The 13,595-nt window shown below is 71.6% G+C and carries 2 protein-coding genes; both read right to left on the bottom strand.

Features of this window, described 5'->3' with window-relative positions:
* Nucleotides 1-26: 26 nt before the first annotated feature.
* The gene (locus tag ACFVAV_RS19285; RefSeq protein ID WP_379036325.1) at nucleotides 27-7,358 is read right to left on the bottom strand and encodes an amino acid adenylation domain-containing protein; all 7,332 of its coding nucleotides are present in this window, start codon (nucleotides 7,356-7,358) and stop codon (nucleotides 27-29) included.
* A gap of 158 nt (nucleotides 7,359-7,516) precedes the next feature.
* Complete coding sequence (locus ACFVAV_RS19280) at nucleotides 7,517-13,543, bottom strand: amino acid adenylation domain-containing protein (protein ID WP_379036498.1); 6,027 nt, start codon at nucleotides 13,541-13,543, stop codon at nucleotides 7,517-7,519.
* Nucleotides 13,544-13,595 lie beyond the last annotated feature (52 nt).

The raw sequence follows: 13,595 nt of genomic DNA, 5'->3' as shown, positions 1-13,595 counted from the left end.
CGTTGCCCGGTCATGCGCACCTGCACCTATCCATCCATCCCGACCGCCGCACGCCGCTGGTGCGGCTGCCCGGCGTTGCCGATCATTTCACTCAGGGCGACGATCGTCGCACCGGCGCCGTCGCCCGGCGCGGCCACCGCCACCGCCGACTCGGTGAACACATGGCTCACCTCGTCCTCGCCGCCGTCGTCCGGCGCCATCACCAGCGTCGCGCCGCCAATTCCGGTCGCGACGATCTCCAGCACACCGGCCACCGAATCCGGCCGCCCCGCTGCCCTCGTCCGTGAATCGAAGCTGAGCCCGGTGCGCTGGGCCACCCGCTCGGCGGCCCCGGCCAGCTCGTCGTAGCTCAGCGTGCGGCCACCGCCGACGAAGGCGACATCGTCACCGCGCAGCGCGCGGGTACGGTGCGCGTAGCCGATCGGGCGCGGTGACTCCGCGGCCAGCTCCGCCTTCAGCGCGGGGTCGGCCAGGTCGTACCAGTCCAGGCCGTCGGGCGCGTCGAGGATATCGATCGTCAGGCCCAGCTTCACCTCGAGCCGGCCGGGCAGCTCGGCGTCCATCGCCACCAGCGGTACCACCGCGGCACCGGCCTTGAGCACCGCCCAGGTGGCGATCGCCGCGTCCACCCCGCGATCGAGGCGCACCGCCACACCGGTGCCGGGGCCTGCCCCGCGGGCGATCAGCGAGCGCGCCAATTGGGAAGAGCGGGCATCGAACTGGTGATAGGCGAGTTCGGTATCGCCCAGATCGATGGCGGGGGCGTCGGGGTCCTCCTCCACCGCGGCGCCCAGTTCCTGGGCCAGCGCGGCGCCGTTGGCCGACGGTGCGGGGGCATAGGCCGCCGCGGTCAGTTCGCGTTCACGTTCCCCGGCGTCGCGCAGATCGATGTCACCGATGCGGACCGTGGGGTCGGCGGCGACCGCGGTGACGATCTCGGTGAGTCCGCGCGCGAACGCCGCGACGGTGTGCTCGTCGAACAGGTCGGTGGCGTAGGTGAAGACGATGCCGAGCACATCGGTTTCGCCCGTCTCGGTCAGCCGCGGCTCCACATTGACCTGCAGGTCGAACTTGGCGGGCCGCGCGGCCAGATCCAGCGCCTCGATGGTGAGCCCGGGCAGCCGCAGCACCGGTGCCTCGGTGTTGTGGAAGGACAGCACCACCTGGAACAGCGGGTTGTGCGAGACGGTGCCGGTGGGCGCCACCTCCTCGACGATCCGCTCGAACGGCAGGTCGGCGTTGGCGAACGCGGCCAGATCGACCTCGCGGGCCGTGCTGACCAGCTCGTCGAAGCCGCGCAGTGGCGATACCTGGGTGCGCAGGGTCAGCGTGTTGACGAACATGCCGACCAGATCGTCGAGCTCGGGTTCGCCGCGGCCCGCGATCGGGGTGCCGATCGCGATGTCGGTACTGCCGGAGACGCGGGCGAGCAGCACGGCCAGCGCCGCGTGCACGACCATGAACAGCGACGCGTTGTGGCTGCGCGCGATCTCGGCCAGCCGGGCGTGCACGTCGGCCGGCAGCGTGGTGCTCACATCGGCGCCGCGGAGCGAGGCGTGCGGCGGGCGCGGGTGGTCGTGCGGCAGTTCGACGGTGCCCGCCTGCCCGGCCAGCGTGTGCCGCCAGAAGTCGAGTTGGCGTGCGGCGGTGGAGTTCTCGTCGGTCTCCTCACCCAGCACCTCGCGCTGCCAGAGCGCGTAGTCGGCGTACTGCACCGGCAGCGGCGCCCAGCTCGGCGAGCGGCCTTCGACCCTGGCCCGGTAGGCGATCACCAGATCGCGGGCCAGCGGCGCCAGCGAGGCGCCGTCGGCGATGATGTGCTGCACCACCACGGCGAGCACATGCTCTTCCTCGGCCAGCGGATCGTCGTCGGGGACCGTGAACAGCGCGGCCCGCAACGGAATTCGCTCCGAAACATCGAAACCGCCTGCGAGCAGCCACATCACGCGATCGCGCGGGTCGTCGCACTCCTCGATCGGCAGCCCGGTCGGCAGGACCGCGCTGACCGGCAGGATCTCCTGGTACGGCACCCCGTCGGGGCCCGCGGGGAACCGGGTGCGCAGTGCCTCGTGCCGTTCCAGCACGTCGGCGACCGCGTAGCGCAGCGCCGAGGTGTCCAGCGCACCGCGCAGGCGCAGTGCCAGCGGGATGTTGTAGGCCGGGGAATCCGGGTCGATCCGGTTGAGCAGCCACATCCGCTGCTGGGCGGGCGAGAGCGGGATGACGCCACGGTCCTGCGCCGGGGTCAGCGGTGGCCGCGGTGCGGCCACCGCGCCGGGCCGCACCCGCGCGGCCAGCGCGGCGACGGTCGGCGCCTCGAACAGGTCGCGGACCACCAGATCGGTGCCGAGCGCCTGGTCGATGCGGGCGATGGCCCTGGTGGCCAGCAGCGAGTTGCCGCCGCGGTCGAAGAAGTTGTCGTCCAGGCCGACCTCGGCCACCCCGAGCAGCGTCGCGAAGACCTCGGCGACGCTCAGTTCGATCGGCGTGGTCGGCGCGCGGAAGGCGGTGGCCGCGGTGAACTCGGGCGCGGGCAGGGCGGTCCGGTCGAGCTTGCCGTTGGCGGTCAGCGGCAGGCTCGCGATCACCACGACCGCGTCGGGAACCATGTAGCCGGTGAGGAATTCGGCGACCTCGGCGCGCACGGCGACCGGGTCCAGTGCCGCGCCGTCGACCGGGACGACGTAGCCGATCAGCCGGTCACCCGCGTGCTCGTCGGCGCGGACGACGACGGCGGCCTGGCCGACGCCGGGCACACCGAGCAGGGCGGCCTCGATCTCGCCGGGCTCGATCCGGAACCCGCGCAGCTGGACCTGCTGGTCGCCGCGACCGCCGTATTCCAGGGCGGGCGTGCCACGGAAACCGATCCAGCGGCCGAGGTCACCGGAGCGGTACCGGCGGGAGCCGGGCGGTCCGAACGGGTCGGCGACGAAGCGGGTCGCGGTGAGACCCGGCTTGCCCAGGTAGCCGCGGGAGAGCTGACCGCCGGCGATGTAGAGCTCACCGGCGACGCCGAACGGCACCGGCCGCAGCCGGTCGTCGAGCACGGCCACCGACAGGCCGGGCAGCGCGCGACCGATCAGGCTGCTCGGCAGTTCCGCGGCGCCCGCGTCCATCGTCAGATGCGAGACGTGCACGGTGGTCTCGGTGATGCCGTACATGTTCACCAGTTGCGGTGCGGCGGCATCGGTTCCGTAGCGCGCGTACCAGCGGCTGAGCTTGCGCGGATCGAGCGCCTCGCCGCCGAAGACGACGTAGCGCAGCGGCAGCGGCGCCGCGCCGGCGGCCTGGGCGGCCCGGTCGGCCTCGTCGAGCTGGGCGAACGCGGTGGGGGTCTGGCTCAGCACGGTCACCTGTTCGCGGGCCAGCAGCTCCCTGAACTGGATCGGCGAGCGCGAGGTGACATGGTCGACCACGACCACCGACGCACCGCCGGCGAGCGCGCACCACAGTTCCCAGATGGAGAAGTCGAAGGCGAAGGAGTGGAACACCGTCCACACGTCGTCTTCGTCGAAGGTGAACAGCAGCTGGGTGTTGGCGAACAGCTCGAGCACATTGCGGTGGGTGACGCCGACGCCCTTGGGCAGGCCGGTGGACCCGGAGGTGTAGATGACGTAGGCCAGGTGATCCGGGCGCAGCGTCGCGCGCCGCTCGGCCGGGCGCAGCGGTTCGGTGGAGTAGCCGAGGTCCTCGTCGAGCAGCACCACGGGCAGGTCGGCGGGCACCAGGTTCCGCTCGATCGAAGTCGTGAGCAGCACAGTGGGTTTCGCGTCGGCGAGGACGTATTCCAGGCGCTGCGCGGGATATCCGGAGTCGATCGGCAGGTACCCGGCGCCCGAGAGCAGCACGGCGAGCAGCGCGACCGGCAGTTCCTCGGTGCGCGGAACGGCAACGGCCACCAGGGTTTCCGGGCCGGCGCCATAGGCGATCAGCGTGCGGGCCAGCGCCGAGGCGCGGCCGAGCAGATCGGCGAAGGTGAGCGAGCGCTCCCCCGCCCGCACCGCGATCGCGTCCGGTCGCTGCTGTGCCTGCGCGCAGATCAGGTCGGCCAGGGTGACTTCCGGCACCGCGATGCCCGGCGAATCACCTTCGCGCAGCACCAGTTCGCGTTCACCGGGGGCGAGCACATCGATATCGCCGACCGGCACCGACGGATCGGCGACCACCGCCGCCAGCACCCGCGACCAGCGGTCGGCGAAATCGGCGACGGTGGCACGGTCGAACAGGTCGGTGGCGTAGACGAACGCGGCCGCCATGCCCTGCGGCGCTCCGTCGGCGCCGATCTGCTCGGCCAGCTCCACCTGCAGGTCGAACTTCGCCAGCGGCACCGTGAAATCGGCGGCGGACACGGCGAGACCGGGCAGCGCCAGATCGCTGCGGGCCAGGTTCTGGAAGGTCAGCATCACCTGGAACAGCGGATGTCGCGCGGTCGAGCGCACCGGCTCCAGCAGGTCGACGAGGCGCTCGAACGGCACGTCGGCGTGGCCGAAGGCCGCGAGGTCGCCCGCCCTGACATCGCGGAGCAGGTCGATGAAGCTCGCCGCCGGATGGACCTCGGTGCGCAGCACGAGGGTGTTGACGAACATGCCGATCAGCTCGTCGAGCGCCTGCTCGCCGCGCCCGGCGACCGGGGTGCCGACCGCGATGTCGCGGGTGCCCGACAGCCTGGCCAGCAGCAGTGCCAGCGCGGTGTGCACGACCATGAACAGCGTCGCGTTGTGCTCACGGGCCAGCGCGGCCAGCCCGGCGTGTACCGAGGCGGGCACCTGGACGCTCAGCGTGCCGCCTGCCCGGCTGGCGACGGCGGGGCGCGGCCGGTCGGTGGGCAGTTCCAGCTGCTCGGGCAGGCCGGACAGGGCCCGGCGCCAGAACGCGACCTGCGCGGCGAGCAGCGACTGCGGGTCGTTCTCATCGCCGAGCAGCTCGCGTTGCCACAGCGAGTAGTCGACGTACTGCACCGGCAGCGGTGGCCAGTGCGGCGCGCCACCGCCACGGCGTTCGGCGTAGGCGGTCAGCAGGTCCCTGGTCAGCGGCGCGAAGGAGAAACCGTCGGCGGCGATGTGGTGCACCACGCACACCACGACGTGCTCGGTCTCCGACAACTCGAGCACCCGGACGCGCACCGGCGGGGCGGCGGTCACGTCGAAGCCGGTCAGCGCGGCGGCGGCGATGGCGCCGCCCAGCTCGGCCTCGGTCACCTCGACGACGTCGAACTCCGGTGCCGCCGCCGGATCACCGGGGGCGAGCACCACCTGATGGCCTTCACCGTCGAGCACCAGGCTGGGCCACTCGGAGACGGCACCGTCCGACACCGGATAGACGGTGCGCAGCACCTCGTGCCGGGTGACCAGGTCGGCGACGGCCGCGCGCAGGGCGGGCAGGTCGAGCCGGCCGGACAGGCGCACCGCGACGGGGATGTTGTCGACCGCCGAGGCCGGATCGAAGCGGTTGAGGAACCACATCCGCTGCTGGGCGTACGACAGCGGGACCAGCGCGGGTCGCGGCCGCGGGGTCAGCGCGAGCATGCGCGCCGAAACGCGCTGCTGCTCGGCCTTGTTCGCCAGGGCGGCGACGGTCGGCGCCTCGAAGACCGCCTGGACCGGGACCCGCACGTCGAGCGCGGCGCCGATCCGGGCGACGGCCTGCGCGGCGAGCAGCGAGTCGCCGCCCAGTTCGAAGAAGTCGTCGTCGGCGCCGACGCGGCCGGAACCGCCGCGCAGCAACAGCGCCGCGAACACATCGGCGACCACCTGTTCGGCCGGGGTGGCCGGGGCGCGGAACCCGCGCGCGGTGAACACCGGCGTCGGCAGCGCGGCCCGATCGAGCTTGCCCACCGAGGTCAGCGGCAGCGCGTCGAGCTCCATGATGACGGCCGGAATCATGTACGCCGGGAGCGATCCGGCCAGGAATTCCGCCAGTGCCCCGGTGTCGACCGAGCGCCCGACCCGGGGCAGCACATAGGACACCAGCGCGGTCGCGCCCGACGGCATCGTCTTGCCCAGGGTCACCGCGTAGTCGAGGTCGGGATGCGCGGTGAGCGCGTTGTCTATCTCGCCGAGCTCGATCCGGAAGCCGCGCACCTTCACCTGGAAGTCGGTGCGGCCCAGGTATTCCAGCGTCCCGTCGGTTTCGAGCCTGCGCACCAGGTCACCGGTGCGGTAGAGCCTGCCGGTGCTGAACGGCGAGGCGACGAAGCGTTCCGCGGTGAGCCCCGGCCTGCCCAGGTACCCCTGCGCCAGCGCGGGACCGGACAGGTAGAGCTCGCCGACGACACCGGCGGGCACCGGCCGCAACCGGGCATCGAGGACGTAGAGACCCATGCCCGGCACCGCGCTGCCGATGGTGATCGGCGCGTGCGGGTGCAGCGGCCCGGTGCTGGTGGCGAGGATCGTCGCCTCGGTCGGCCCGTAGCCGTTGTGGAAGGCGCGGCCGTTGGTGGCCCAGCGGCCGACCAATTCCGGACCGAACCGGTCACCGGCGACGACGACCGTGCGCAGATCGGGCAGACCCGCCGGGTCGACCGACTCGAGCGCGCCCGGCGTGATCAGCAGGTGCGTGATGCGTTCGCGGCGCAGCAGATCCGAGAGTTCGAAACCGCCGAAGATCCGCGGCGGCGAGATGACCAGGGTGGCGCCGGTCGCGAAGGCCAGCAGCAGTTCCAGCACCGACACGTCGAAGTTCGGCGAGCAAACGTGCAGCACCCGCGAATCCGGTTCCACGCCATAGTGTTCGCGCTCGGCGGCGATCAGCGCGGCGAGGCCGGCGTTGGTGACGACGACGCCCTTGGGCTTGCCGGTGGAGCCGGAGGTGTAGATGACGTAGGCGGGATGTCGATCGTCGATCTGCCTGACCCGGTCGGCGTAGCTCACCGCGTGCGCGGGCCGCACGGCGATGCGCTCGGCGACCACCGGATCGTCGAGTTCGATCCAGTAGAGGACGGTGCCGAGGGTGGCCCGATGCGTCGCGGTGGTCAGGCCGAGCACCGCGCCGGAGTCGGCGACAATGTGCGCGATCCGGTCGCTCGGATAGGCCGGGTCGACCGGCACGTAGGCGGCGCCCGCCTTGGCGACGGCCCAGACCGCGAGGACGGACTCGATGGACCGCGCGATCGCGATCGCGACGACATCGCCCGCGCCGACGCCACGGTCGATGAGTTCACGTGCCAGGCGTGAGGATTCCTCGTCGAGTTCCCGGTAGGTGAGCTGTCGCTCCTCGCCCGGCATCCCGGTCGGGTTGTAGCGGACAGCTATCGACTCGGCCGCGGATTCGACCGCGGCCGTAAGCAACTGACCGAACAGCGGTGTGCCGGTAGTACGTCGACGACCGGCACCACGGCCCGTGCGGCGGGGGGTTTCCACAGACCAATACACCTCTCGCGTCCGGCAGCCGAGTCGGACACAGCATAGTCATACCTAACCACTCTCGCCGACCCTCGCCGAGGTGTGCTCCACGACACACCGAACTCTCAGCAACAGAATCGTAAACTGCCTCGAGCCTGTTACGTGGAGCTATCGATTTACCGGCCGGAAAAGGCGATGACCTGCGCTGTTGCCGGACCGACTGTGGCCACGGCCACCGGGCCGAGCATCTGCTGATGACTGGCGTCGACCGGGTGATCGGCGATGACCCCGCTGATATACGGCCGCCACCGGGAGGCGCCACCAGGGGCGTTCCCCGTCGTCCGCAGCGCGGTGAAGTAGGTGAGATCGCCCACGAATCGGGCAGGCGTCAGCTGGGTGATCAGACCGATCGTGTGCAGCGCGCCCCGGTACATGCCGACGAACCGCGGCAGCGAGATCGGCGTCGACCCGGCCAGCGCCGCGTGCAGCGCGGCGAGGGCGTCCTCGCCCAGCGCGGACAGCCGGTCGGCGGCGGGAAGCTGCTGATCGGGAATGCCGAGTTCACGGAACGCGTCGCGCAACTCGGCGCCGAAATGGGCCAGGTCGGCGCCGGGCACGCTGTCCAGCATGGTCAGCGAGGCTACGGTCTCCCCCGCCGCCTGGAGCCTGGTGGCCACCGCCTGCGCGAGGACGCCACCCAGCGACCAGCCGAGCAGGTGATACGGCCCCTGCGGCTGGGCGGCCCTGATCTCGGCGAGGTAGCGGTCGATCAGGTCGTCCACGGTGGCGGGCCGGAAGTCCGGGTCGGTCAACGCGGGCGACTGGATGCCGATGATCGGGCGGTCCTCGGGCAGGTGCGGGGCCAAGCCCGCGTAGGCCCAGGCCAGACCGGCGACCGGGTGGATGCAGAACAGAGGTTCCCCGCTGCCGCCGCGGCGGATGGGCAGGGTCACCGCGAGTGCCGCGTCGAGGTCGCCGCCGAGGCCCGCCGGACCGGCCGCGAGCCGGTCGGCCAGCCCCGACACGGTCGGGTCGGCGAAGAAAGCGGCCACGGTGAGCTCGGTGCCGGTGCGCTCGCGCAACCGGTGCACCACCCGGGTCGCCAGCAGCGAGTTGCCGCCGAGGGAGAAGAAGTCGTCGTCGAGGCCGGGGCGGTCGACACCGAGCACCTCGGTGAACACCTCGGCCACGGCGAGCGCGTTCTCGCCCACCGGTTCCCGGTAGTGGCGCGGTTCGAGCACCGGCGCGGGGAGCGCGGCGCGGTCGAGTTTGCCGTTCGCGTTCAGCGGCAGCCGGTCGAGGACGACGAACGCCGCGGGCACCATGTACGACGGAAGCACCTGCGCCACCGCGGCTTTGGCGCCGGCCGCGGTCAGCTCGGTCTCGGGTGCGGGCACCACGTAGGCGACCAGCCGGTCCCCGAGCTGGGGATCGGACTGGGCGAGCACCGCGGCCTGGGCGACCTGCGGTGCGGCCAGCAGCGCGGCCTCGATCTCGCCGAGCTCGATGCGGAAACCGCGGATCTTCACCTGGAAGTCGGTACGGCCGCGATACTCCAGCTCACCGTCGGCGGTCCACGCCACCAGGTCACCGGTGCGGTACATCCGGGCTCCGCCCGCGGCACCAGGGTGCGGCTGAGTCCGTCCGTCATCAGTAACGGCGACCGAGCCGGCGCGGAGACCATCGGCAGACCCGTCAGCTGCGGCGAACGGGTTGGCGACGAACCGGTCGGCGGTCAGGTCGGGGCGGCCGTAGTAGCCGCGGGCGAGTTGTGCGCCTGCGAGATACAGCTCGCCCGACACACCCACCGGGACCGGGCGCAGGCGCGCGTCGAGGACGTAGACCTGACTGTTCCATTCGGGAGCGCCGATCGGCACTGTCGTGCGGTCGGCCGTCGTCACGCGGTGGTCGGTGATCGAGACGGCGGCCTCGGTCGGGCCGTACAGGTTGTGCAGCGCGGCGGAATTCGTCCCGAGGAAGCGTTGCGCGGTCGCGGCGGGCAATGCCTCGCCGATCGCCAGCACCCGGCGCAGCGTGGGCGGCAGCGTGCCGCCGGATTCGGTGAGCAGGGCGTCGAGCATCGAGGGGACGACATGCAGGGTCGTCACCGCGCGATCGGCCATGACACCGAGCAGGTATGCCGGATCACGATGCCCGTCGGGCGCGGCGATCACCAGCGTGCCGCCGCACACCGCGGCCGACCAGAACTCCCAGACCGACAGATCGAAGGTAGCTGCCGTCTTGAGCAGCACCGAATCGTCCCGGCCGAGCCCGAAAGCCGCTGTCTTCCACAGCAACTGGTTGATGATCGCACCGTGCGAGACGGCGACGCCCTTCGGCTTGCCCGTCGATCCCGACGTGAAGATCACATACGCCGTGTTCTCCGGTCGCAGCACGCCACGCCGCTCGTTTGCCGCGATCGGCGCACCCGACAGCGCCGAGAGGTCGAGGGTGTCGAGGACAACCACCGGCGCCGAGCCTGAATCGACTCCCGAACGCGCGGTAACTGGTTCGTGGACCGGGGCTGTGTCGACACCGGCCACCTGCGCCGAACCTGATGCGAATCCCGCACGCGCGGTAGCTGGTTCGTGAACCTGGGCGTATGCGCCCTCGATCGACGACGCGGAGTAGGTGAATCCCGAACCCGCCGTAGTCAATACACAGACAGGGGCGGCAGTGTCGAGTACGTGCCCGATCCGATCGGCGGGTTGCGTCGGGTCGATCGGTACGTAGGCGGCACCGGTCTGCGCTACCGCGTACATGGCGACGACGAGATCGGTGGATCGCGGGATCGCCAGTGCGACCCGGTCTTCCACGCCCACGCCCTGCGCGATCAGGTGCCGGGCGAGGCGATGCACCCGCGCGGCGAAGTCGCGGTAGGTCAGCTGGGTGCCGTCGTGGTCGACCAGCGCGAACCCGTCGGGGTGCCCGGCGGCGGTCTCGGCGAACAGCGAGGCCAGGGTGGCGGGCGGGCACGGATGCCCGGTGGCGTTCCAGCCGTGCAGGATTCGCTCCCGCTCGGCGGTCGAAAGCAGTTCCAGCTCGTCTACGGGACGCTGTGGTGTGGCGGCGACCGCGGTCAGCACCCGAGCGAACCGGTCCGCGTAATCGCGGGCGGTCGACTCGTCGAAAAGGTCTGTGGCGTAGGTGAACACGCCGCTGATGCCCTGCGCGACACCGTCGGCGTCGTAGGTGTCGGCGACGACCGCGTGCAGATCGAACTGCGAGACAGCCAGATCCACGTCGACACCCTCGACCGCGAGTTCACCGAGTTCGAGCCCGGTGCGGGTCAGGTTCTGGAAGGACAGCCCGACCTGGAACAGCGGATGCCGCGCGGTCGAGCGGGCCGGGTTGATCGCCTCGACGAGGCGTTCGAACGGCAGGTCGGCGTTGGCGAACACCTGCAGGTCGGTATCGCGCTGGCGGGCGAGCAGCTCGGTGAACGGTTCACCCGGCCGCAGCGTGGTGCGGAAGACCAGGGTGTTGACGAACATGCCGATCAGGTCGTCGAGGGCGGCCTCGCCGCGACCCGCGATGGGGGTGCCGATCGCGAGATCACCGGTGCCAGAAAGCCGGGCCAGCGTCACCGCCAGCGCGGTGTGCACCACCATGAACAGGGTGGCGCCCTGGGCGCGGGCCAGGGCCAGCAGCGCGCGGTGGGTGTCGGCGTCGATCTCGATCGGCACCCGGCCGCCCGCGAAGGACTGCACGACGGGGCGCGGGCGGTCGGCGGGCAGGTCGAGCTGATCGGGCAGGCCCGCCAGCGCGTCCCGCCAGTAGGCCAGCTGGGCCGAGGCCAGCGACGCCGGATCGTCCTCGCTGCCGAGCAGAGCCCGCTGCCAGAGCGCGTAGTCGGCGTACTGCACGGCCGGCGGCGCCCAGTCCGGTGCGGAGCCCGCCGAGCGTGCCGCGTAGGCGAGCATGAGGTCCCTGGTCAGCGGGGTCAGCGAGGAGCCGTCACCGGCGATGTGGTGCACGACGACGGCGAGCACCGACTCGTCGGGGCCGAGTTCGAACAGCGCGACCCGCAGCGGCACCTGGCTGCGCACATCGAACCCGGACGAGCCGAGCGCGTGCATGGCGGCACCCAGCTCGTCGGCGCCGATCCGGCGCACCTCGAGCTGTGGCGTCGCCGCCGATTCGGGCAGGACCTGCTGGATCGGGCCGTCGTCGGTCTCGGGGTAGATGGTGCGCAGGGTCTCGTGCCGGGCGACGAGGTCGCTCACCGCCGCCCGCAGCGCGTCCACCTCGATCGCGCCGCTGAGCCGCACCGCCATCGGGATGTTGTAGGCGACCGACTCCGGGTCGAACTGGTTGAGGAACCACATCCGCTGCTGGGCCAGCGACAGCGGAATCCGCTCCGGCCGCTCTCCGGCGACCAGCGCGGGACGCGCACCGGCGCCGGCGGATTCGCCGAGCCGCTGCGCCAGCGCCTCCACTGTCGGCGCCTCGAACAGCAGGCGGACCGGGAAGTCGGTGTCGAGCGCGGCGCCGAGACGGGCGGCGATCTGGGTGGCCAGCAGCGAGTTGCCGCCGAGCGCGAAGAAGTCGTCGTCGAGACCGAGCTGCGTATCGGCGCCGAGGTCGAGGACCTGGGCGAACGTGCCCGCGACGATCTGCTCCACCGGCGTTGCGGGCGCGCGGAATTCGGCGTGCTCGAGCACCGGCGCGGGCAGCGCCCGCCGGTCCAGCTTGCCCACCGGGGTCAGCGGGATGGTGTCGAGTTCCATCAGCACGGTCGGCACCATGTGCGCGGGCAGGCTGCGCTCGGCGAACGCGGTGAGCGCGGCGGTGTCGACGGTCGCGCCGAGCGCGGCGTGCACGTAGGACACCAGAATCGTTGCGCCGCTGTCGAGTTCGTGCCCAACCGTGGCGGCGAAGTCCAGGCTCTCGTGTGCCGAGAGCACCGCGTCGATCTCACCGAGTTCGATCCGGAAACCACGGATCTTCACCTGGAAATCGTTGCGGCCCACGTATTCCAGCGCACCGTCGGCGGTCCAGCGGACCAGGTCGCCGGTGCGGTAGAGCCGGGAACCCGCCGGGTCGAACGGATTCGGGACGAACCGCGACGCCGTGAGCCCGGGCCGCGCGTGATAGCCGCGGGTCAGCTGGGCGCCGGTGATGTAGAGCTCGCCGGTGACGCCGGGCGGGACGGGGCCGAGCCGGTCGTCGAGGACGTATTCGGCGACGCCGCGCAGCGGACCGCCGATGGTCAGCGGGTCACCGGGCTTCAGCGGCACACTGATATTCGTGACGATGGTGGTCTCGGTCGGTCCGTAGACATTGTGGAACTCGCGCAGCGTTCCATCGGCCAGCGGAATCACCCAGCGCCGCAACAGGTCCGGCGGGCACGCCTCGCCGCCGACGGCCACCACGCGGAAGTCGTCGAGTCCGGCCGGGTCGATCGAAGCCAGCGCGGCGGGGGTGATGAACGCGTGGCTCACCCGTTCCCGGCGCAGCAGCGCGGCCAGATCGTCGCCGCCGTAGACACTCGGGTCGACGATCACCATGGTCGCGCCCGCACCCACCGCGAGCAGCAGCTCCAGCAGCGAGGCGTCGAACGACGGCGAGGCGAAATGCAGGGTGCGCGAGTTGGTTTCGACGCCGTAGTGCAGGCGCTGTTCCGCACAGAATCCGGCCAGCCCGGCCTGGGTCACCGCGACGCCCTTGGGCAGACCGGTGGAGCCGGAGGTGTAGATGACGTAGGCCAGGTCCTCGGCACGGATCTGGCGCAGCCGGTCGTCATTGGTGACGGGATCGCCGGAGACCTCGTCGAGCCGGGGCACGATCGCGTCGTCGTCGAGGGCGAGCCACTCCACCTGCGTGGGCAGCCGATCGGCGACTGCGGCGATGGTCAGCCCGAACACCGCCCCGGAGTCGGAGACCATGTGCGCCACCCGATCCGGCGGATAGTTCGGGTCCACCGGCACGAAACCGGCGCCCGTCTTGGCGACCGCCCACACCGCGAGCACCGACTCGATCGACCGCGGGATACCGATGGCGACCAGGTCACCCGCGCCGATACCGCGGGCGATCAGCAGCCGCGCGATCCGGCTGGAACGCTCGTCGAGCTCGGCGTAGCCGAGACTGCCGAGGGTGTGCCCGGCATCGGCGAGCACCACGGCGACACCGTCGGGATTGGTCTCCACCGCAGTAGCCAGCAGCTGCGGCAGCGCGGTCACCCTGGCGCGCCGAGTCCGCACCGGCCGCGTCCGTACAGGTCTAGTCATCGCGATTCCACCTCACCCATCACCG

This window comes from Nocardia sp. NPDC057663, from assembly GCF_042799895.1.
Lineage (GTDB): Bacteria > Actinomycetota > Actinomycetes > Mycobacteriales > Mycobacteriaceae > Nocardia.
The sequence above is the reverse complement of the archived record's forward strand: the minus strand, read 5'-3'. Positions and strand labels throughout refer to the sequence as shown.